This window comes from Streptomyces sp. NPDC023541 (assembly GCF_055559995.1).
Window position 1 is genome coordinate 190,448 of the sequence record NZ_JBVHJO010000009.1, and the last position, 21,088, is coordinate 211,535.

23 protein-coding genes are annotated in these 21,088 nt (G+C 72.5%); 9 read left to right on the forward strand and 14 right to left on the reverse strand.

Translation table 11 applies throughout. The annotated features are described in order from the left end of the window. Positions 1-56 precede the first annotated feature (56 nt). Together ACZ3X1_RS23480 and ACZ3X1_RS23485 are read right to left on the reverse strand one after the other, a co-directional pair. Complete coding sequence (locus ACZ3X1_RS23480) at positions 57-470, reverse strand: rodlin (protein ID WP_467280841.1); 414 nt, start codon at positions 468-470, stop codon at positions 57-59. Positions 471-647: 177 nt separating this feature from the next. After that, positions 648-839, reverse strand: a complete 192-nt coding sequence (locus ACZ3X1_RS23485) for a DUF5302 domain-containing protein (protein WP_356815900.1) — start codon at positions 837-839, stop codon at positions 648-650. Positions 840-1,056: 217 nt separating this feature from the next. Here ACZ3X1_RS23485 and ACZ3X1_RS23490 point away from each other — a divergent pair, with 217 nt between their 5' ends. From ACZ3X1_RS23490 to ACZ3X1_RS23500, 3 genes are all read left to right on the forward strand, one after another. After that, positions 1,057-2,418, forward strand: a complete 1,362-nt coding sequence (locus ACZ3X1_RS23490) for an FAD-dependent oxidoreductase (RefSeq protein ID WP_362623837.1) — start codon at positions 1,057-1,059, stop codon at positions 2,416-2,418. Positions 2,419-2,542: 124 nt separating this feature from the next. After that, positions 2,543-3,205: an NADPH-dependent F420 reductase gene (locus ACZ3X1_RS23495; protein ID WP_467280842.1), complete on the forward strand. Its 663-nt coding sequence runs from the start codon at positions 2,543-2,545 to the stop codon at positions 3,203-3,205. Between the two features lie 95 nt (positions 3,206-3,300). Next, on the forward strand, positions 3,301-3,468 hold the full coding sequence (locus tag ACZ3X1_RS23500; RefSeq protein WP_467280843.1) for a hypothetical protein: 168 nt from the start codon (positions 3,301-3,303) through the stop codon (positions 3,466-3,468). 295 nt (positions 3,469-3,763) lie between these two features. Here ACZ3X1_RS23500 and ACZ3X1_RS23505 read toward each other — a convergent pair whose 3' ends face one another. Further along, positions 3,764-4,282 (reverse strand): mycothiol transferase, encoded by a 519-nt coding sequence (locus ACZ3X1_RS23505; protein ID WP_356815904.1) that lies wholly within the window; start codon positions 4,280-4,282, stop codon positions 3,764-3,766. An 80-nt stretch (positions 4,283-4,362) separates the two neighbouring features. Continuing rightward, positions 4,363-5,862, reverse strand: a complete 1,500-nt coding sequence (locus tag ACZ3X1_RS23510) for an MFS transporter (protein ID WP_467280844.1) — start codon at positions 5,860-5,862, stop codon at positions 4,363-4,365. Positions 5,863-6,014: 152 nt separating this feature from the next. On the opposite strand from ACZ3X1_RS23510, the gene ACZ3X1_RS23515 reads away from it, so the two are divergent. The 3 genes from ACZ3X1_RS23515 to ACZ3X1_RS23525 are packed head-to-tail and all read left to right on the forward strand — an operon-like array spanning position 6,015 to position 7,422. Further along, positions 6,015-6,452, forward strand: a complete 438-nt coding sequence (locus ACZ3X1_RS23515) for a MarR family winged helix-turn-helix transcriptional regulator (RefSeq protein WP_356815832.1) — start codon at positions 6,015-6,017, stop codon at positions 6,450-6,452. Between the two features lie 11 nt (positions 6,453-6,463). After that, positions 6,464-6,847, forward strand: coding sequence for a DUF4180 domain-containing protein (locus ACZ3X1_RS23520; protein WP_356815834.1), 384 nt, complete (start codon positions 6,464-6,466; stop codon positions 6,845-6,847). After that, on the forward strand, positions 6,844-7,422 hold the full coding sequence (locus tag ACZ3X1_RS23525) for a HutD/Ves family protein (protein WP_467280846.1): 579 nt from the start codon (positions 6,844-6,846) through the stop codon (positions 7,420-7,422). The genes ACZ3X1_RS23520 and ACZ3X1_RS23525 overlap by 4 nt, the downstream gene beginning before the upstream one ends. Positions 7,423-7,519: 97 nt before the next feature. Here ACZ3X1_RS23525 and ACZ3X1_RS23530 read toward each other — a convergent pair whose 3' ends face one another. Then, complete coding sequence (locus ACZ3X1_RS23530; protein ID WP_467280847.1) at positions 7,520-9,322, reverse strand: galactose oxidase-like domain-containing protein; 1,803 nt, start codon at positions 9,320-9,322, stop codon at positions 7,520-7,522. 266 nt (positions 9,323-9,588) lie between these two features. Between ACZ3X1_RS23530 and ACZ3X1_RS23535 the strand changes: the two genes are divergently transcribed. Next, positions 9,589-10,245 carry a DUF4360 domain-containing protein gene (locus tag ACZ3X1_RS23535; protein ID WP_390078681.1) on the forward strand — a complete coding sequence of 219 codons (657 nt, stop codon included), beginning with the start codon at positions 9,589-9,591 and terminating at the stop codon, positions 10,243-10,245. A gap of 42 nt (positions 10,246-10,287) precedes the next feature. Here ACZ3X1_RS23535 and ACZ3X1_RS23540 read toward each other — a convergent pair whose 3' ends face one another. The 3 genes from ACZ3X1_RS23540 to ACZ3X1_RS23550 all read right to left on the reverse strand — a co-directional run bounded on the left by ACZ3X1_RS23540 (position 10,288) and on the right by ACZ3X1_RS23550 (position 12,797). Continuing rightward, positions 10,288-11,331 (reverse strand): LacI family DNA-binding transcriptional regulator, encoded by a 1,044-nt coding sequence (locus tag ACZ3X1_RS23540; protein WP_467280848.1) that lies wholly within the window; start codon positions 11,329-11,331, stop codon positions 10,288-10,290. A gap of 93 nt (positions 11,332-11,424) precedes the next feature. Then, on the reverse strand, positions 11,425-12,435 hold the full coding sequence (locus ACZ3X1_RS23545; protein WP_467280849.1) for a glutathione S-transferase family protein: 1,011 nt from the start codon (positions 12,433-12,435) through the stop codon (positions 11,425-11,427). 8 nt (positions 12,436-12,443) lie between these two features. Next, positions 12,444-12,797, reverse strand: a complete 354-nt coding sequence (locus ACZ3X1_RS23550; protein WP_356815843.1) for a PRC-barrel domain containing protein — start codon at positions 12,795-12,797, stop codon at positions 12,444-12,446. Positions 12,798-13,082: 285 nt separating this feature from the next. Between ACZ3X1_RS23550 and ACZ3X1_RS23555 the strand changes: the two genes are divergently transcribed. Further along, positions 13,083-14,189, forward strand: coding sequence for an NAD-dependent epimerase/dehydratase family protein (locus tag ACZ3X1_RS23555; protein WP_467280850.1), 1,107 nt, complete (start codon positions 13,083-13,085; stop codon positions 14,187-14,189). Positions 14,190-14,262: 73 nt separating this feature from the next. Here ACZ3X1_RS23555 and ACZ3X1_RS23560 read toward each other — a convergent pair whose 3' ends face one another. The 4 genes from ACZ3X1_RS23560 to ACZ3X1_RS23575 form a co-directional block, all read right to left on the reverse strand. After that, positions 14,263-14,865, reverse strand: coding sequence for a hypothetical protein (locus ACZ3X1_RS23560; protein ID WP_362623785.1), 603 nt, complete (start codon positions 14,863-14,865; stop codon positions 14,263-14,265). A gap of 10 nt (positions 14,866-14,875) precedes the next feature. Further along, the gene (locus ACZ3X1_RS23565; protein ID WP_467280851.1) at positions 14,876-15,121 is read right to left on the reverse strand and encodes a hypothetical protein; all 246 of its coding nucleotides are present in this window, start codon (positions 15,119-15,121) and stop codon (positions 14,876-14,878) included. A 21-nt stretch (positions 15,122-15,142) separates the two neighbouring features. After that, positions 15,143-16,330, reverse strand: coding sequence for a carboxylate-amine ligase (locus ACZ3X1_RS23570; protein ID WP_467280852.1), 1,188 nt, complete (start codon positions 16,328-16,330; stop codon positions 15,143-15,145). A gap of 153 nt (positions 16,331-16,483) precedes the next feature. After that, a complete protein-coding gene (locus tag ACZ3X1_RS23575; RefSeq protein WP_356815970.1) occupies positions 16,484-17,320 on the reverse strand; it encodes a class II glutamine amidotransferase in 837 nt (278 codons plus the stop codon). A gap of 127 nt (positions 17,321-17,447) precedes the next feature. Here ACZ3X1_RS23575 and ACZ3X1_RS23580 point away from each other — a divergent pair, with 127 nt between their 5' ends. Beyond that, complete coding sequence (locus ACZ3X1_RS23580; protein WP_467280853.1) at positions 17,448-19,895, forward strand: SpoIIE family protein phosphatase; 2,448 nt, start codon at positions 17,448-17,450, stop codon at positions 19,893-19,895. Between the two features lie 95 nt (positions 19,896-19,990). Here ACZ3X1_RS23580 and ACZ3X1_RS23585 read toward each other — a convergent pair whose 3' ends face one another. Continuing rightward, positions 19,991-20,512, reverse strand: coding sequence for a hypothetical protein (locus ACZ3X1_RS23585; protein ID WP_467280854.1), 522 nt, complete (start codon positions 20,510-20,512; stop codon positions 19,991-19,993). Between the two features lies 1 nt (position 20,513). After that, entirely contained in the window at positions 20,514-21,056 is a 543-nt protein-coding gene (locus ACZ3X1_RS23590; RefSeq protein ID WP_356816057.1) for a hypothetical protein, read from the reverse strand. Positions 21,057-21,088 lie beyond the last annotated feature (32 nt).

A 21,088-nucleotide genomic window follows, 5' to 3' on the forward strand; every position in this document is an offset into this window, starting at 1 on the left:
CCAAAGGAAAGCGCCGGTGGCGCGCGTTGCGCGTGACACCGGCGCGGGAGATCCGGTCAGCTGCCGGCGGAGAGGTTGCCGGAGAGGACCGGGATGTTGCTGGCGATGTGCGAGAGGGACTCGTCGCCCTTGGCCTGGGTGGAGTTCTCGGCGCACTGCTGGTTCTGCGGGTTGGACAGGACGTTGACGTCCTGGACGCCGATGTTGGCGATGAGCGCGAACAAGGACTGGGCGTTGACCTTGGCCGGCAGGCCGACGCAGAGCTTGTTGAGGGAGCCCTGGATCGGAGCGAGCTGCGGGCTCATCTTGCCGTGGGTCTCCTGGTTGCCGTAGATCTGCGCCGCGTCGTTGCCGTTCACGGTGTTGACGCCGTTGTCGTTGCCGATCGCCATCGCGGGCGAGGCGGCGGCGGCACCCGCGCCGAGCACGGCGGCGGTGGCGGCGGCGGTGGCCATGAACTTCTTCAGCATCTGGGGGATCCTTCGGTCGCACTGTCGCATGAGATAGCTGCCCACGGCGGGACGCGCTGATCAACTGCTGACGGTGTCCGGGGTTATGCCCCCTCACCCGAGTGGCCCAACGATCCGCCGGGTCGGACCCGGCCGGCCGCCGCGGGCGGCCGGGCCGTGCTCCCGGCGCGCGAGGGGTCAGCCGCTCTTGCGGCGGACCTTCTTGTTCTTGCCGCTCGCGGCGCTGCTGGAGCCCTGGACCTTGGCGCGGTTCTGGTGGGCCTGCTGCGAGTGCGCCTTCGCGGCGTTGCGCTCCAGGGCCTCCCGGAACCGGCGCTTGGCCGCTTCGGCCGGGGACTCGTCCTGCGGGGTGTCTGCTGCGTCAGCCATTCGTCCTCCTGGAGTGATCAAGCCGTCCCAGTCTGTCAGTCTCGGTAAGCGCTGACCAGCGAGTTCCCGGATACTCCAAGGACGGCTTGGGGAGGTCATAAGATTTCATTATGGGGGCATAAGGCGACACCGGGTGCTGACTTAGGCTTACCTTCGTTTAGGGTTCCCTTTGATCCACCTTGATCCACCTTGCCGTCGCTCGAAGGGAACCCCTGCCATGCCTCGCCCTCTGCGGGTAGCAATCGTCGGAGCCGGCCCGGCCGGCATCTACGCCGCCGACGCGCTGCTGAAGTCCGAGGCCGCCGTCGAGCCCGGTGTGTCCATAGACATCTTCGAGCGCATGCCCGCCCCCTTCGGCCTGATCCGCTACGGCGTCGCCCCCGACCACCCGCGCATCAAGGGCATCATCACCGCCCTGCACCAGGTGCTCGACAAGCCGCAGGTCCGCCTCTTCGGCAACGTCGACTACCCGGGCGACATCAGCCTCGACGAGCTGCGGTCCTTCTACGACGCCGTGATCTTCTCCACCGGCGCCACGGCCGACCGTGCGCTCGACATCCCCGGCGTCGACCTCGACGGCTCCTACGGCGCCGCCGACTTCGTCTCCTGGTACGACGGCCACCCGGACGTGCCGCGCACCTGGCCGCTGGACGCCGAGAAGGTCGCCGTGCTCGGCGTCGGCAACGTCGCCCTGGACGTCGCGCGCATCCTCGCGAAGACGGCCGACGAGCTGCTGCCCACCGAGATCCCGGCCAACGTCTACGACGGCCTCAAGGCCAACAAGGCCCTCGAGGTGCACGTTTTCGGCCGTCGAGGCCCGGCGCAGGCCAAGTTCAGCCCCATGGAGCTGCGCGAGCTGGACCACTCGCCCAACATCGAGGTCATAGTCAACCCCGAGGACATCGACTACGACGACGGCTCGATCGCCGAGCGGCGCGGGAACAAGCAGACCGACATGGTCGCCAAGACCCTGGAGAACTGGGCGATCCGCGACATCGGCGACCGGCCCCACAAGCTGTTCCTGCACTTCTTCGAGTCGCCGTCCGAGATCCTCGGCGAGGACGGCAGGGTCGTGGGTCTGCGGACCGAGCGCACCGAACTGGACGGCACCGGCAACGTCAAGGGCACCGGCCGGTTCACCGACTGGGACGTGCAGTCCGTGTACCGCGCGGTCGGCTACCTCTCCGACGAGCTGCCCAAGCTCCCCTGGGACGTCGCGACCGGCACCGTCCCGGACGAGGGCGGCCGCGTGATCGACGCCGGCGGCCCCATGCAGTCGACGTACGTCACCGGCTGGATCCGGCGCGGCCCGATCGGCCTGATCGGCCACACCAAGGGCGACGCGAACGAGACCGTCGCCAACCTGCTCGCCGACCACGCGGAGGGCCGCCTGGGCACGCCGGCCTCGCCCGAGCCGGCGGCGGTGGAGGCCTTCCTCGCCGAGCGCAGCGTGCGCTACACGACGTGGGAGGGCTGGTACCGGCTGGACGCGGCCGAGAAGGCCCTCGGTGAGCCCCAGGGCCGTGCGCGCGTGAAGATCGTGGAGCGCGAGGAGATGCTCGACGCGAGCGGAGCCTGAGCACGAGGGGGCGGGCATCCCGATCGGGTGACCGCCCCCTTCGGGCCCTCCGGGGCGGAATGCCGCACCGCCGACGGGAGTTGGACAGGAGCACGACACCGGCCCCGCAGGCACTGGAGAGCTCATGAAGATCGGCATCATCGGCGCAGGCAACATCGGCGGCAACCTCACCCGCCGGCTCACCGCCCTCGGACACGAGGTCGCGGTGGCCAACTCACGGGGGCCCGAGACCCTGAGCGCCCTCGCGGAGGAGACCGGCGCCACCCCCGTCCCCGTGGCCGGGGCGGCGCGCGGGGCCGAGATCGTCGTGGTGGCCATCCCGTTCAAGAACGTGCCGGACCTGCCCGCCGGCCTCTTCGACGGGGCCGCCCCGGGCTTCGTGGTCATCGACACCGGCAACTACTACCCGCGCCGGCGCGACGGCCGGATCGCCGGGGTGGAGGACGAGGGCCTGACCGAGAGCCGGTGGACCGAGCGGCAGCTCGGACATCCCGTGGTCAAGGCCTTCAACGGCACCTACGCCCAGGACATCCTCGACCGGCACCGCCCGGCCGGCGCCCCGGACCGGGTCGCGCTGCCCGTCGCGGGCGACGACGAGACCGCGAAGAAGGCCGTACGGGACCTCATGGAGGAACTCGGCTTCGACACCGTCGACGCGGGCGGCCTCGACGATTCCTGGCGGCAGCAGCCCGGCACCCCCGTCTACGGCCTCCGCGACGGCGTCGAAGGCGTCACCCGGGCCCTCGCCGAGGCCTCCCCGGTCCGTACCGAGGAATTCCGCGGCTGAGCCGCCCCCTGCCGGGCCACCCCCTTCGACGCTCCCCGCGCACGCTGTCCGGGCAACGGGACGGTCGCGGGCCGGGCGCAGGACGGCCGCCCGCGATGCGGCGCCTGCGCGGGGATACGCAGAAGCCGGTGGTCCTGGCGGTGGGACTGCCGCTGCGCGGGGCCGTGATCGTCATGGCGGTCGTGTTCACCGGCACCGGTGTCGTGGGGCGCAGCCCGCTGCACCGGGCGGTGGACCAGTACCCCGAAGCGGTGGGCGGCTGACATGCGCCGCGCGCCGGACCGGGAAAGCGGATGCCCGGGCGGCGCCCCCGACCCCGCCGACGGACGTCCTGCACGGCATCGCGCCCCGCTTCGGGCACCACATCGTGTCGTCCACCAGGCGCGGCGACAGCGCGGCCGTCGACGTGGACCTCTCCCCGACCGGCGGCCACCCGGTCGCGGTGGTCCTGGAGCTGCGTCGCTCCGGGGACCGCTGGGACGTCTGCACGGCCTCCACGGGCCGAATGGCGAGCGCACCCGCTCTGAGTCCCGACGGGCGGGACCGGCCCTGCGCGGCTCAGGATCCCCGGCCCCGCTCCAGCACGCCGCGTACGTAGGCCGCCTGACCGGCATGCTGCAGGTCGTCGGCGAGCACGCTGACCAGGCGCACCCCGAGGGTGACCGGAGGGTCCCAGCGTTCGTCGACCACCCGGTCCAGGTCGGCGGCCGCGAGCCCGCGGACGAAGCCCAGGGTCTGCTGGTGCACCCCGTCGAAGTAGCCCAGGAGCAGGTCGCCCGAGTCGACCCGGACGGTGCCCGCCTGCCGCGCGGAATGACCGTAGCCGGTGGCCGTGGCGGGCAGCGGCAGGCCGAACCGGTCCGCCCAGCCCCCCGTCAGCCACACCTGTTCCAGGCCCGCGGCGGCCGCGATGTGGTCGTCCTGGATCCGGGTCAGGTGCCAGACCAGCCAGGTGATCGAGTTCGCCTCCGGGTCTACGCGGGCGTCCAAGAGCTCTGCCGGCAGCCCCTCCACCGCCTCGTGCACGACCTCCCGGATCCGACCGAACCCGTCCGCGATGACGTCCGTAGCCTTCATGCACCCACCATGCAAGGCCCGGCGGCCCGCCCGGCGCGAACGACACGCGGGGGCGGGCCGCCGGGCCGGCGGCCACGGGGTCAGCCGACGGCGTCGGCCTTCACGGGCTCGGCGGTCGCGGCGGGGCGCTCGACGGCCGCGCCGACCGGCCTGTGTCCGGCGCGCAGGCCGAGCCGGCCGATCACCCCGACCAGGGCGAAGGCGACGGCCCCGATCCCGAAGGTGAGGGTGAAGCCCGACTCGGCGGGCAGCGGGGGAACCCCCGCGGGCAGGTGCTCGATGGTCTTGGAGGCCAGGATCGTGGTCACGACGGCACTGCCGATCGCACTGCCCGTCGAGCGGGAGATCGAGTTGATGCCGTTGGCGATGCCGCTCTGGTGCGGCGGGACGCTCGACATGATCACGGCGGGCATGGCGGCGTAGCCGAAGCTGACGGCCGCCCCGACGACCAGGCCGGAGCCGATCACCGAGAAGGCGTGCTGGTGGTCCACGACGAGCCAGGCGAAGCCGACCGCGCCCAGCGCGGCGGCCGCGCCCAGGGCCGTGCGCGGCCCGCGGTGGCGCACGATCCGGCCGCCGACGGGCGAGGCGAGCAGCGAGACGATCGCGCTGGGCAGCAGGAATTCCACGGAGGCGCGCAGGATCGACGCGTCGAAGCCGTAGCCGGTGAGGGCCTCGGGCATCTGCACGAGGTAGGAGACGCCGAGGAAGCTCGCGAACATGCCGAAGCCGACGAGGAGGCCGGACAGGTTGGCCATGAGGACCGGGCGGTGCACGAACATCTTCATGTCGACCAGGGGCTCGCGGACCTTGAGCTCGGTGACGACCCACACGGCGGCCATGACGGCGGCGCCGGCGAAGCCGCCGAGGGTACGGCCGGAGGTCCAGCCCCACTCGTGCCCCTGTGAGATCGCCAGCAGGAGCAGCAGCAGCGCGGCACCGAGGGTCAGGGCGCCGAGGACGTCGGTGCGCCCGCCCGTCTTGGTGCGGGTGGCGGGGACCAGCACGACCACGGCGAGCAGGGCGAGGACCGCGAGGCCGGTCGCCATCCAGAAGGCGTTGCGGTAGTCCGCGTCGGGTCCGGAGGTGAGCAGTCCGGTGGCGACGAGCGCGAGGCCGCTGCCGAACGCGAGCGTGCCGCTCACCAGTGCCATCGCGCCGGGCAGCTTCTGCGGGCGGATCTCCTCGCGCAGCACCGAGAGCGCGAGCGGGAAGATCGCGGTGGCGGCGCCCTGGAGGACGCGGCCCACGATCAGCAGCGGGAGCGAGGAGGCCAGCGCCGTGAGGACGGAGCCGGCGACCATCACGCCGAGGACGGCCACCAGCGTGGGCTTCTTGCCGTGCTGGTCACCGAACCGGCCGAGGAGCGGTGTGAAGACGGCCGCCGACAGCAGGGTGGCGGTGGTCACCCAGCTCACGTCTGCGGTCGAGGTGCCCAGATCGTCGCGGATCAGGCCGAGGATCGGGACCGGCAGGGTCTGCATCATCGACACGACCATCGCGGCGAGGCTCAGGGCGAGGACGATGACCGTCTCGTTCCGCTGCCCGGAGACCGGGCCGGCGGGGGATGGGGTGCTCATGGCTGCGGGACCTTCTTCGTGTTTCGGAGCCGGGAAGCTTCGGAACCCAGATGTTTGATGTCATCAAGTAACTCGATCGAAGGTAGAGGTCGATATTTGAGGTAGTCAAGTAAACAATTGATAATGTCAAGCATTCTGAGTAGGCTCGGGGTATGAGCGAGACCGCCACACACGCCCCCACGAAGGTCCAGCTGCTGGAGCTGCTCGCCGCCATCGGCACCGCCCAGTGGCGCGAGTTCGCCGCGGCCGCGGCCCAGCACGGCCTCACCCCCACCCAGGCCCGGGTGCTCGCGCAGCTGGACGGCCCGGTGCCCATGCGGGGCCTCGCTGTCCTGCTGGTCTGCGACGCGTCCAACGTGACGGGCATCGTGGACCGGCTGGAGGCCCGCGAGCTGGTGCGCCGGGAGCCCGATCCTGCGGACCGGCGCGTCAAGAACGTGGTGGCGACGGAGGCGGGCCGACAGGTCATCCGCCGTGTACGGGAGGAGATGCAGGCGGCGCACGGGGCGCTCGACACCCTCGACGAGGCCGAGAGTGCCACGCTGTACGGCCTGCTGGCTCGCCTGCGCCCGTCGATGGAGAAGGGCTAGTCTCGACCTCCGTGGACACCCTTCAGACGATCGACGACGTGCCCGTCCTGATGTGCGGGGCCGAGGGCGAGACCATCGCGGGTGAACGCGAGGCCCTGGACTGCATCGGCAACGCCTCGTACCAGGGCGCCGAATGGGCCGTCATCCCCGTCGAACGCTTCGACGAGTCGTTCTTCCGGCTGAGCACCCGGGTCGCGGGCGACATCATCCAGAAGTTCGTCCAGTACCGGGTGGGTGTCGTCGTCCTCGGCGACATCTCGCGTCATACGGCGGCCAGTGCGGCGCTGCGGGACTTCGTCCGGGAGTGCAACCGGGGCCGCCAGACGTGGTTCCTCGCCGACACCGAGGAACTGCGCGAGCGGCTGACCAGGGCCGGTACCGGGGCCGGGGCGTGAACGGCGGCGGCGACGTCCGCGTCCTGCGCGCGGCCGGCCGCCCCGCCACGGTGTGGAAGAACGGCGGGGGAGTCACCCGGGAGATCGCCGCGTGGCCCGTCGGGGCCGGCACGGATTCCTTCCGCTGGCGGGCGAGCCTGGCCGAGGTGGCCGGGGACGGCCCCTTCTCGGCCTTCCCCGGCGTCGACCGCACCCTCACGCTCGCCGAGGGCACGGGTATGGACCTCGTGGTGGGCGGCGTGCACAGGCTCGTGGACGAACGCTTCGCGCCGCAGGACTTCGCGGGGGACGAGCCGACCGACTGCCGGCTCATCTCCGGCCCGGTCGTGAACTTCAACGTGATGTACCGCCGCGGCGCGGCGACGGCGGAGACCGCCGTCGTCCGGGGCCGGCTCACCGTGGCCGCCGAACCCGGCGAGACCCTGCTGGTGGTCGCCCTGGACGGCGCGGCGGCGCTCGATGCCGCGTGGGGCCCGGGCCATGCTCTGGGCCAGTACGACGCCGCCCTGGTCCGGGGAGCTTTCACCGGCCTCGTCCGCACCGACGGACGCGCCGCCGTGGTGCGACTGCGCTGAGCGCTGTCCCGTAATCCCCGGCGGGCGCACGACGACAGCTACGGCACGGGACTGGGGCGCCCCAGGGGGCGTCTCGCCGACATGCCGGGCTCGCGGCTCAGCGGACGCCGAGCTTGATCCACTTCGCGGTGCTGGGCACGCCCTTCGCGTCGAGCAGGAAGAGCATGTAGTAGCCGGGCGGGGCGTCGGCCGCGCCGGGCGGGGTCCGCAGCCCGATCCGGTCGTCCCGGACGCCGGTGAGCCGCAGGTCCAAGTGCCGCTGGCTGGTGTTCACCGAGTGGGTGACGGTGGTCGGGGCCAGTAGGACGGCGCGCTTGACGTCCTTCGCCGTCGAGCTGGACACCTGGAAGACCGCGTCGTACCGGAGGTCGCCCGCCGGGACCCGGTCGAGAGCCGGACGGGCGCCCCGGTGCAGGTAGGCCGGCTCGTACAGTTCGATGCTGCCGTCCATCCCGTCCTTGATGTCGGGGTCGTTGGCGATCTGCTGGAGTTCGTCGCCGGTGACCATCATCCGGCCGTCCGGCAGGACCAGGGCATTGGAGTGGTAGCCGCGCGGCAGCCGTTGGGCGGGTCCGAGCCGCCAGTGGCCCCGCGCGTCGCGCACCTCGATCTGCCGGTACTTCAGGTCCGCCTCCGGATTGAACGGGCCGTGGCCGTAGTCCCGGGTGTCCAGGGCGCCGTTCACCGTCAGCAGCGTGCCGTCCGGCAGGATCAGGGTGCCGTCCTGGGTCCGGCCGAAGGCCCTCGGCTCCTCGGTGGTCCAGCGCCCGCCGGACAGCCGGTAGGTGTGCGGGTCGCGCGGATCGCCGCCGAGGACCAGGACGGAGTCAGGGCCCCGGAAGCCGGCCGGCAGTGGCACGGCCGAGCCGTAGCCGCGGAAGTCGGCGGGCCGCCGCGGCAGGTCGCTGCGTACGTCCCTGACCGGGTCGAAGATCCACTGCTGGTCGGCGTCGCGGCCGAGGCCGTAGATCATCCCGTCGCGCAGCGAGAAGAGGTGCGGGTAGTCGTTGCGGAAGGGGGCGTCCGCGCGGAGGGGCTCGGCGGGGACGCCGGCCGGGATGTCGTACGGCCGCCAGGGCACGCGGTGTCCGAGCGCGGGGAAGCGCTCGACCACCGGGGTGGGGGTGCCCGTGCCGCGTTCCGACTGGCCGGACATGATGATCTGCCGGCCGTCGGCCCCGGTCACGACGGAGGGGTACCAGCGGCCGACGGCCATGTCGCGGTTGCGGAACCACTTCTCGGTCCACGGGTCGAAGACGAAGGACAGCTTGGCGCCGCTGCCGCCCTTGCCGCCGACGTTGCCGCCGAAGACCCCGACCATCCCGTTGGGCAGGTACGAGTGCCCGGCGCAGAAGAACGGCGCGGGGCGGGGGGAGTAGGTGCCGTCGGGCATCAGCACCACCGGCGGCGGCACGTTCTTGAAGGCCCGGGCCCCGATCCCCAGGGCGGGGTCCCAGAGCCAGGCGCGGCCGGCGTTGGCCCGGCCCACGGTGTTCGTCGGCCCGGTCTCCTTCGTGGGGTCGGCCTCGACGCGTTCGAAGGAGAACAGCAGGACCTTGCCCGTGGGCAGCAGGGCCAGGTGGACGCCGAAGTCGGGTGACGGGAAGAACTGCGCGAAGCGGCCGAAGCGGGCCGCGTCGAAACCGGCGTTGGCCTCGCGCTGGGACTTCTCCAGCGCGGCCAGGCCGGCCGTCCGCTTCGCCTGCGGATACCCCTGGGTGCCCTTGGCGGCCTGGCGCAGCCGGGCGTGGGCGCGTGCGTGGTCCTCGCCGAGCACGGCGGCCTCGTCGCCGGCGTGGTGGACCGCGGCACGCGCCGGTGCGGGCCCGGCCGCCGGTACGGCCAGGGCCGCGGCGAGGGCCAGCACCGACAGGACGGCGGACCGGGACGCGCGGGACATGGGACTCCTCACCGCAGGAGGGCCCGCGCCGAGGCCGGCGCCGGAGCCCGCTGATGACTTGAAGGAACCCGGCGATATTAGGACAAAGCGAAAGCCTGGGCAGGTGTGACCGGCCCGATCGCCGCTTTCTGAAGGTGTCTTGGGGCCGTTCGGCCGGTCGATATGAGGTGATTTATCGTTTCTGCGGTGAATCGTGTCGACCGTCAAGGTGAGACCGCGCACCCGCCGGCCGGTCCCGCCCCCGGCGGACCGCTATCCATGTCGGTGTGATCAAGTCGCTCCGTACCGGATTCACCGCAGCCGCCGTGACCGCAACGCTCGTCACGCTCAGCCCCTCCGCGGGGGCCTCCGCATCGGCCTCGGCCCCCGTCGACCGGGTGACCGTGGACGTCGCCACGGTCAACGGATCGGGCTGCCGTCCCGGCAGTGCCGCCGTCGCCGTGTCACCCGACAACTCGGCCTTCACCGTCACCTACAGCGAGTACCTGGCCCAGGCCGGCGGCGGCGTCCCCGCCGTCGAGGGCCGCAAGAACTGTCTGCTGTCCCTCGTCGTGCACGTCCCGCAGGGCTACACCTACGCCATCGCGCAGGTCGACTACCGGGGCTTCGGAAGCCTCCAGCCGGGCGCGATCGGCACGCAGAAGGCCAGCTACTACTTCCAGGGCATGAGCCAGACCGCCTACCGGACCCACCGGTTCGACGGCGCCCTCGACGACAACTGGCAGGCCACCGACACCACCGGCATCGAGGCCCTGGCCTGGTCGCCCTGCGGCGAGCAGCGCAACTTCAACATCAACACCGAACTGCGTGCGGAGGTGGGCACCTCCGACCCGTCGAAGACCAGCTTCATGGCCCTCGACTCCACGGACGGGAGCATCAACAGCGTCTACCACTTCTCCTGGAAGCAGTGCCCCGCCCGCTGACCGGGCGGGACCGGGGCCCGCGCCCGTCGCGCGGGCCCCGCGTCAGGCCGACGCGCGCCGCACCAGAGCCGTCTCGGTTATCACCGGACCCGGCACGTTCCGGCCCTCGCGGCCGTCGCCCAGCCGCTCCATCAGCAACCGCGCCATCATCCGCCCCATGCCCTCGACGTCCTGACGCACCGTCGTCAGCGGCGGGTCGGCGCTCTCCGCCACCGGCTCGGCGTCGTCGAAGCCCACCACCGCCACGTCACCGGGCACCGTCCGGCCGCGCTCCCGCAGCACGCGCAGCGCACCGGTCGCCATCAGGTCGTTGCCGGCGAACACCGCGTCGATCGAGGGGTCCCGGTCCAGCAGTTCGGCCATGGCGCGCGCCCCGCCCGCCGCGGTGAAGTCCCCCACGGCGACCAGCTCGGGCCCGGCGGCGGGCAGCACGTCGTGGTAGCCGCTCAGCCGGTCGACCGCCGAAGTCTGGTCGAGCGGGCCGCAGATGTGCGCGATTCGCTGCCGCCCCTGCGCCAGCAGGTGCCGTACGGCCTCCCGGGCGCCCTCGCGGTTGTCCGCGTCGACGTACGTCACCCTGTCCGGCTCGCCGGGTCCGGAGGTCCAGCCGGGGCGGCCGCCGTAGACCATGGGCATGCCGAGGCGGCGGGCGATGGCGGGCAGCGGATCATCGGTGTGCAGGGAGAAGGCGAGCGCCCCGTCGACGTGGCCGCCGGCCAGGTAGCGCTCGATGCGGTCGTAGTCGCAGTGGTCCTCCACCAGCAGCAGCACCAGCTGCGTGTCGTGTGCGGTCAACTCCTTGCTGATGCCGCGTATCTGACGGGAGAAGAAGGGGTCCGAGAAGACCCGGGCCTCGGGCTCGGGGATGATCACCGCGACGGCGCCGGTGCGCCGGGTGACCAGCGTGCGCGCCGCGTGGTTCGGGATGTAACCCAGTTCCTGGATCGCCGTCTGCACCCGGTCGGCCAGATGCGGGCGGACCCCGTCGCCGCCGTTGACCACGCGGGAGACCGTGGCCCTCGACACGCCCGCGAGCGCCGCGACGGCCTCCAGAGTGGGGCGGCTGCCGGAACGCGGTTCGGGCACGTGATTTCCTCCATGGTCAACGGGCGGGCCCGGCACGATCCGAAAGAGTCGGCCCGGCCGAACAGAAGGGTAACGGGTGATCACCGCAAGGCGTCAGGAGGGCAGCGGTGTGTGGTCCGCCGGCACGCTCTCCTCGGCGGAGACCGGCGCGGGCGGGGTGCCGTCGCCGAAGGGCCGGCCGCCGAGCGCCTCGCGGCCGTGGGGTTCGAGCCAGCCGGACAGGTCCGGGCCGGCCGGCACGATCCCGGTCGGGTTGATGTCGTCGTGGACCAGGTAGTAGTGCCGCTTGATGTGGTCGAAGTCCACGGTGTCGCCGAAGCCGGGCGTCTGGAACAGGTCCCGCGCGTACGCCCACAGCACCGGCGTCTCGGACAGCTTCCGCCGGTTGCACTTGAAGTGGCCGTGGTAGACGGCGTCGAAGCGCACCAGGGTGGTGAACAGCCGGACGTCCGCCTCGGTGATGGTGTCGCCCACCAGGTAGCGGGACGCCGCGAGCCGCTCGGCGAGCCGGTCCAGGCGCGCGAACAGACGCTCGTACGCCGACGCGTAGGCCTCCTGGGACCCGGCGAAACCGGCTCGGTAGACGCCGTTGTTCACCTCCTCGTAGACCACCTCGTTCACGGCGTCGATCTCCGGCCGCAGCGCCGGCGGGTAGAGGTCGGGGGCTCCCTCACGGTGGTACGCCGTCCACTCCAGCGACAGGTCGAGCGTGATCCGCGCGAAGTCGTTGGTGACCACCTGCCCGGTCGGCACGTCGACGATCGCCGGCACCGTGATGCCCCGGTCGTAGTCGGGGTCGCGGGCGAGGTAGGCCTCCTGGAGGCGCTCGATGCCGAGCACGGGGTCGCGGCCGCCCGGGTCCAGGTCGAACGTCCAGCTGCGGTCGTCGTGCGTCGGGCCCGCCACCGCCATCGGCAGCGCCTCCTCCAGACCGAGGAGCCGCCGTACGACGACGGCCCGGCTCGCCCACGGGCAGGCCCGGGCCACCACCAGCCGGTAGCGGCCGGGCTCCACGGGGAACCCGTCGCGCCCGTCGACGGTGATCCGGGTGGTGAGGTAGCGGCTGTCCCGCGCGTACCCCTTGCCGGGGCTCACGTACCTCATGCCCGCCCCTACATGTGGGACTGGCCGTAGTAGTGGCCGAACCGGTCCATGAAGTTCGGCTCGCCGGCGTACTTGGCCTCGTCGTAGTCGGGCGCGTTCTTGATCTGTTCCTTGGTCAGGCCGAGGTAGACCTTCTCCTCGGCCGTGTCGATGCGTTCGATGGTGCCCGCCGGCAGGAGGACGTGCTTGCCGAAGATCCAGACGCCCGTGTCGACGACGATGTGGGAGGCCCGGAAGTCGGCGGAGTGCTTGTCGACCTTGCCGATGTGGCCGTCGGTGGCCTCGACCTTGTAGCCGACGAGATCGATGCCGCTGTGATGGCCGGCGTCCTCGTGGTAGCCCCAGATGTCCTTCTCGGTCACGGCTCTCGCCTCTCTGTACCCGTACGTGTGCCAGTGCCTGCGCCCGCCCCGGGAGCCGGACGGGAGCGGCACTCAGGCACCTCCCCGCAAAAGACCGGCTCACGCCCAGGATGCCGGAGCGGTCGCGCTCCCGCACGGGCCCGGCCCGCCACGGCCCGCGCATGCGGTGCGGCGGCCCGGGTAGGCGCTCCGCAGGCCCGCAGGCCCGCAGGCCCGCAGGCCCGCAGGCCCGTCGGCCCGACCGGCGGGGCAGCCCATCGCCCTCCGCAGAGAGGAGCCGACACGATGACGCAGCAGGCACCGGCGGAGAAGAACGCCGACCGCAGAGCCGAACGGCGAGGTGAGGGCGCTCGTGTCGTGGTCGTCGGCGCCACGGGGAACGTCGGGACCAGTGTCGTCCTCGCCCTCGCCGAGGACCCCTCCGTCGAGTCCGTGCTCGGCCTGGCCCGCAGGATGCCCCTGTGGCGGCCGCCGAAGACGCACTGGCACGCCGTGAACGTGGAACCGGGCGGCGGGGACCTGGCCGCGCTCTTCACCGGGGCCGACGCCGTCATCCACCTCGCGTGGAAGTTCCAGCCCACCCACCACCCCGCCGAGACCTGGCGCACCAACGTCCTGGGCAGCATCCGCGTCTTCGAAGCCGTGGCCGCCGCGGGCGTGCCCGCCCTCGTGCACGCGTCGTCGGTCGGCGCCTACTCACCGGGACCGAAGGACCGCACGGTCGACGAGTCCTGGCCCACCCACGGCTGGCCGCAGGCCGCCTACACCCGGGAGAAGGCCTATCTCGAACGGGTCCTCGACACCTACGAACGCGCCCACCCCGACATCCGGGTCGTGCGGATGCGGCCGGGCTTCCTCTTCAAGCGGCAGTCCGCCTCCGAGCAGCGCCGCATCTTCGCGGGCCGGCTGCTCCCGAGCCGGTTCCTGCGCCCCGATCTGCTCCCCGCCGTGCCCGACCTGGCCGGGCTGCGCTTCCAGGCCCTGCACACCGACGACGCGGCCGCCGCCTACCGGGCCGCCGCCGCCCTCCCGGTCCGCGGGCCCTTCAACCTGGCGGCCGATCCGCCGCTGGACGCGGAGGTCCTCTCCGGCGTCCTCGACGCCCGCAGCCTGCCCGTGCCGACGGCCCCCGTGCGGGCCGCACTCGCCGCGGCGTGGCGGCTGCACCTGGTCCCGGCATCACCTGACCTGTTCGACGCCGTCCTGCGGCTCCCGCTGATGGACTCCACCCGGGCGCGGCGCGAGCTGTCCTGGGAACCCCGGCACACCTCGGTCCAGGCCATCGAGGAGTTCCTCGAGGGTCTCCGCACGAGCGCGGGCATGGACACCGCCCCGCTCGCCTCGGACCCGGAGCCCACCCGCCGCTTCGCCCGGTCCCGCGGTCGGATCTGATACGCCGGGGTCAAGGCCGGGGCCGGGCCGGCGGGCCGGTCAGGTCGGATGGGTCGGAATCGGGCCGAGCCGCTCAGGTCGGGCCGGTCCTCGGCAGGCCGCGAAGGTGGCCGCGGCGCCACACGGCCTGCGCGGCGTGGGGTGTCGCGGCCCGGCCGCGCGCCTCCCGGGCGAAGAGCTGTGACGCACAGGCGCTGCGCATGGCCTCCAGGGCGCGGATCTGCTGCTCGGACCGCCCGATGAGCTCCTCGACCAGGGAGACGTCGATACGGGGGTCGGTGCGCGCCAGGCTCCGCAGCGACCGCCAGCAGGCCGCCTTGCCCTCCACGCCCAGGCGCATCGCTTCGAGTTCCAGGACGTCGCTGAGCGGGGACCGGGACAGGACGCGGCCGTTCAGTTTGAGACGGCCCGCCTTCTCCGCGATCCGGCCGAAGGCGGCCCTGGTCCGCATGACGGGCACGTCGAGATCGGCCATCAGGGTGAGCAGGCTCCGCCGGTCCTGGGCCACCTGCTCGCCCAGCGACTCCAACGAGGTGCCGAGGGCGCCGCCCCGATGGGCCTCCGCGGCCCGGCGGAGCAGCTCGACGACACCGTTCGCGCCCGTCAGGTGGTCATTGAGGTAGATGGCCAGGAACGTGGGGGCGCGGCCCGTGGGCGGCCTGAGGTTCCGGTTCACGCCGGCCTCCTCAGGGCGCTCGCCGGGGGGTGGCCGGCCGGTCGTCGTCCGGCCCCGTCCAGCGGGTGTCCGGTCCGGGCCCGCCGGATTCCGCCGGCCGGTCGAGGCGGCTCGCCTCATCCGTGTCCGCGGCCCGGGTGGTCCCCTCGTCCTTGCGCGCCTTCCGGGCACGCGACCCGGCGTGCGGAGCCCGGCGTCGGGCTTCGTCGTCGTCGTGGTGCAGCGGTACTCCGCCTGCGCCGCCCTGGTCGTCCATGGCAGTTCCTTCCGTCTCTTCTCACACGCTTGCGGTCGTCATCGCCAGGCTGTCGACCACGTCGCTCAGCCTTCCGCGCCGGAGATGGGCGGCGCGCTGTCGGTCCGCCCCGCCGCCCTCTGAGCGCAGCCGGTCGAGCAGGGTGTCCACCAGGTGGAGGTCGCCGGCCGCGGCCAGTCCCGGAGCGGCTCGCTCGCGCAGCCGATCCACCATGTCCCACACCGGCACACGGGCTCCGCCGACCGGATCGAGGCCTTCGCCGCTCAGCCCGTGCACGGCGGCGAGCCGGTGGGCCTCCCGTAGCCGCCCACACTCCAGGAACGGTGGCGGCCTGCCCTCCTCGCCCTCGGGCAGCAGTACGCCGGCGAGCCCGCGGACGAGCGCGGCCAGCAGGACGACGGTGTCGAGGCGGGCGTTCACGTCGGCGACGCGGATCTCGAGCGTCGGCACGTGCTCGGACGGGCGGGCGTACCAGTAGATCATCCGCCGGTCCAGCAGGGCCCCGCACCGCACCAGGTCGTTGGCGATGCGCTCGTACGAGGCCTCGTCGAGGAAGGGAGCGGGGCCCACCGTGGGCCAGCGGGCGTGTTCCACCGCCCGCCAGCTGGCATGGCCGGTGTCCCTGCCCCGGTCGAAGGGGGAATTGGCGCTGAGGGCCTGGAGGGTGGGCAGCCAGGGCCGGATCCGGTTGGCCAGGTCCAAGGCCTCCGCCCGGGAGGCCACGCCGATGTGGACATGGCAGCCGCAGACCGGCTGGTCGTAGCCCCCCACGGCCGACGCGAAGCGGACCGCCATCCGCCGGTAGCGTTCGTCCGGGGTGATCGTCAGCGGGTGCTCCGGCGGTATCACCGCGGTGCCGGTGCCGACGAGCAGGCAGTCCTGCGCATCCGCCGCCCGGACCAGCTCGGCCCGCAGCCACGCCAGCTCGGCCCGCAGCACGGCCGTGCTCGACGTCGGACTCGTGCACGACTCGACCTGGGCGGTGAAGAACTCCGCCTGGACCAGCGGTCCGAGTCTGCCCGAAGCCGCCTCGATGACCCGTGCCGCGCGGCCCACCGGGGCCCTGCTGCGGCGGTCGACGAGCAGGAACTCCTCCTCCACGCCCATGGTCGGCACGACGGCCGCGGCGCAGCTGCCGCTTCCCCGTCCGAAGGGCGCAACCGTCCGGCTCCCGCGACGGGGCGCCGACGTGGACACGGCCAGAGACATCGGGGGTCCTTTCGGTGAGGGTGGCCCGCCGGCAACCGGTTGCGACCGGCCGGCCGAGGCGGTGTTGCCGTCCTTCCAGGCCCTCCTCCTGTGCTTCACCTACCCGCCGGATCCCCCCTCACTCAGGGGCACCGGCCACAGCTGGAACTCCGGCTAGAACTCCGGAATGAAGGGGAGGTAGTCCGCGTCCGGACCGGACGGGAGGACCGCGTAGCTGCTCTCGGGGAGCTCGTTCCACACTCCTGGCAGGTCGCCGAGCGGCTCGGAGACCACGATGCGGGTGTCGTCGGACACCTCCCTGAGGTAGTCGATCTCCGGGTAGAGGTGCCGGACCGTGTCGGCCCTGCTGCTGTAGTAGAGGGAGCGCGACTTCCCCTGGCTGGAGTACCGGAAGGCCCAGACGCGCTCGCCGTCGCTCACCGCCACCGTCATCTGCAGCGGCTCCGCCACGCCGTGCTCCTTGCCGAGCCGCTCCACGAGTCCCGCCATCCTCGCCACCGCACCCGGAACGTCCTGGTCGAGCCCGTAGGTGACCGCGAGGTAGAACATCACCTCGGAGTCCGTGGACCCCTCGATGCACGAGAACAGGGCCGGGTCGACGGCCATGCACAGATCGCGCTGGAGCCGGGCGAAGTCCCCGATGGCCCCGTTGTGCATCCACAGCCAGCGACCGTGCCGGAACGGGTGGCAGTTCGTCTGCTGGACGGCCGAACCGGTCGAGGCCCGGACGTGCGCGAAGAACAGGGGCGAGCGGACGTGCGCGGCCAGCTCCTGGAGGTTCCGGTTGTTCCAGGCGGGGCCGATGTCACGGAAGACCGCGGGCGTGCCGTTTCCGTCCGCGCTGTACCAGCCGAGCCCGAAACCGTCGCCGTTGGTCGATTCCACGCCCATCCGGGAACGGAGGCTCTGGTTGATCAGCGAGTGCTCGGGGCGGTAGAGCACGGTGTCGAGCAGGACGGGCGTACCCGAGTAGGCGAGCCACCGACACATGCGCACCATCCCTTTCGCCGCTTGCTCCGAGGGTAACTCCGCAGGCCGTGCCCTTCCCGCGGGGCCGCGGGCGCTCCGGGCCCGCAGTCGGGCGCGTACCCCGCCACCGCCGTGCCATCCTCAAGATATGACGCACGACGTCGTGCCTCCCGACGAGGGTGCCTCACCCGAGGTACTGGCGTTGGCCAAGGTGGTGGCCAGGCTGCGAGCGGAAATCGCGGACCTGCAGGGCATCGCCGCGTCCACCGCCGTCGTGGAGCGCGCCAAGGGCGTGCTGATGGCCCGGACGGGTACATCCGCCGACGCGGCCTACGAGACGCTGCTCGCGCGCGGGACCCGGTGGGGCAGGACCCTCATGGAGGAGTGCTGGCTCACCCTGGGCCAGGTCCGGTCCAGGCCGACGCCCAGGACAACGCCCGCGCCCGCGACGTCGGCCGCGGGCGGGACAGGGCGGCGGGAACCGGCGGAGCCGGCCACCGGGACCGGGAACGGGACCGGGAGCGACGCCGTCGCCGCGCCGGCCGACGACTGCCTGCGCGCACTGCTGCCCCGACTGGCCGAGGGCCTCGCCGAGACGGACTGCGAGGACGGCATCGCGGAGCTGCTGCGCGTCGTTCTGGGCGCGCCGCTGGGCGTGGACGGCGTGATGATCTACACCGTGACGTCCACCGGCAGCCTGGAGCTGAGGGGCCACGCGGGCATCACCGGGTCACTGGCCGATCAATGGCGCCACGTTCCCCCGCTCAGCGGCGTCGCCGCCCTCGAAGCCATTGCCGCGGGGCAGGCCGTATGGCTGGAGGACCCGGCGGCGGACGCCCGCCGCTACCTGCTGATCGGTGAGGCCGCCGGACAGTGGCCGTCCCGCGCCTGGATCCCCGTACCGACCGGTGGACGCGTGCGGAGCGCCGTCGGCTTCCTGCGGAACCGTCCGGGCCCCTTCGACCCCGACACCCGTACGGTGCTGCGCCGGGCCGTCCGGCTGTGCGCAGCCCCGCTGCGCAACGGCGGGCCCGCCGACGCGGGCGCGGCGGCCGTTGCCGTCCCCGACGTCGCCTCCGTCCAGACGGTCCTGGACGCGCTGTCCGGGCCCGCGGTGCTGCTCACCCCGCTGCGGTCGGCGACGGGGGAGATCGAGGACTACCGGATCGACGCGGCCACGCCGGAATCCGTGGACGTGGGGGGACGCCGGGGCAAGGAACTCGTGGGCCGACGGGTCCTGGAGACGTACCCCACCGTGGCCGGCACCGCGCTGTGGGAAGGCTACGAGGACACCCTGGCCACCGGGGCCGTGTACGAGGGCGAGCCCTTCACCTATCACGAAGTGGGCGCCGGGTTCCCCCAGGAGTCCGTGTACTCGGTCCGGGCGACGCGGCTGGGAGGGCGCCTGATCGTCTCCTGGGTCCGCCACGACATCAGTGAGCGCGAAGCCCGAAGGCTGACCGACATGCAGCGCCTGGGCAACCTGGGCTGGGCCGGCTGGCAGCTGACGACGGGCGAGGTCGTCTGGTCCGACCAGGTCTACGCCATTTTCGAGCGGGATCCCGCGCTGGGCCCGATCGGGCTGGAGGAGCTGGCCCAGTACGTCCTGCCCGATGACCGCACGCGCACGGCCGCGGTCGTCCACCGGCTGCTGCGACTGGGGCAGCGGGCCGTCGACCACCCGTTCCGGATCACCACGGCCGAGGGCGTCCGGCACGTACGGATGGTCGTCGAGGCCCGCGTGGACGCCGGCGGGAGCCCGGTCGAGGTGCACGGGTTCTTCCAGGACGTCACCGCGCTGCGCGACGCGGAACTCGCCCTGCGCGAGAGCGAGCGGGCCGTCCTGGTCCAGTCCGGCATGCTGCAGGCCGAGCGCGCGCTCGCCGCCCGGCTCCAGGCGACCCTGCTGCCGATACCGGGGCAGTCGGTGGAGCTCGCGGGGCTGTGCGTCGACGTGGCCTACGTCCCGTCGGACAGCGGAGTGAACGTCGGAGGCGACTGGTACAGCGCCATCGAACTGCCCGACAGGAGCGCCCTCTTCGTCGTCGGGGACGTGGCCGGCCACGGCCTGGCGGCCGTCGGCACCATGGCCCAGCTGAGGTTCACCGCCAAGGGCATGGCCACCACCGGATCGGCCCTCATCGAGGTCCTGCGCCGGCTCAACCATCTGCTGCTGCACTCGGATTCGGAGCCGTCCGCCACCGCGACCATGGTCATCGGGCGCTACCAGCCGGATGTTCGCCGCCTGACCTGGGCGCGGGCCGGACACCTGCCGCCGCTGCTGATCCGGGACGGCCGGGCCGATTTCCTGCCCCAGCCCGACGGCTGCCTCCTGGGCGCCGCCCGCGACTCCGTGTACGGACAGGCCGTCATCGACCTCCGGCCCGGTGACCATCTCCTGCTCTACACCGACGGACTCGTGGAGCAGCCGGGCGAGGACATAGACCTCGGACTGGGCCGCCTGGCCGAAACCGCCCTGCGGCTGCTGCGGGACGGCGTGGACGGCGAGCTCGCCCGCACACTGGCGGCGCAGCGGGCGGGCAACCTCGACGACATCTGTGTACTGGACATACACGTCCCGGACGACGCCGAGTGAGGTACGGCGTCGTCCGGGACGCGGTGCTCGGACGTGGTGCTCAGGGGGTGTCCGGTGGTGGTTCCAGGTGTCGACTCACCAGTCGATGCGTCGATTCAGGTGTTGAGGAGCCGGTTGAAGAACGAGCGGTAGTGCTGCAGCGAGACCCGCAGGTCCTCCGTCGCCACCTGCTCACCGCGCCCCCACTGGCCCTCCAGGCCCTGCTTGCGCGTGGAGAAGCTGCCGGCCAGCGCCTGCATGACCTCCGCCACCAGGGTGTCCGCGGACCTCACGGCGTCCTGCGGGTCGTCGACGAACCGGCCCTGGATCTCGCTCCACTTCCTGCGGTACTCCTCGGTCTCCGTCGTGCCGAGCAGCGGCTCCTCCGTGTCGGCGTCGGCCGGACCCCTGGCGTCGGGCCGGTCGGTCGCGGTCGACTCGTCCGCCCCTGCCGCCTCGTCCGCCCCTGTCATCTCTGCCGTCCCTGTCGTCCCGGACGGGTCCTCCGTCCACTCGGAGGTGGCCTCACCCGGGTACGCCGGCGCCTGCCGTTCCTCGGCCGCGCCCGAATTCAGGATGTCTTCCGTGGTCGGACCGGATTCGGTGTCCCGGGCCTCCTGGTCTCCAGGCATACGCATGTCAACGACTCCTCTGATCCGTCAGAAGCTCTTCGAACAGGGCGCGGTAGTGCACCATCGCCCCGCGCAGTTCCTCCGTCGTCGCCCGGCCCCCGCCGCTGCGCACCTTGACGTCGTGCGCGGCCCGGTAGTGGTCGAGGGTGCGCCCGTGCTCGACGGACAGGTCACGCAGCCGGTCCTCGTATCCCGCAGTGGGGTATCCGCGCTCGTCCAGCAGCCTGGAGACCAGCTCGTCCGCTTCCGCCACGGAGTTCTCCGGGCGGTCCACGAAGTGCTCCTGGACCTCGCTCCAGGCCTCGGCGTACTCGCGCCGCCGCTCGGCGGGGAGTTCCTTGATGTCCAGCTGGTCGTGCCGCTGCTCACGGGCCCGCAGGTCGCGCTCGGCGGCCCTCGCGCCGCCCTCCTCCTGCACGGTGCGCTCGTACTCGGGGCCGAACCGTTCGCGCAGGTGCCGTCGCCGTGCTGACAGCCACAGCGTCGCGATGAGCGCGAGCACCACGACCGCCGCGATGACGATCACCACTACGAGTGTGGTTGTAGACATGTCCGCACTCCATTTCCGGGGCCTTCGCCTGT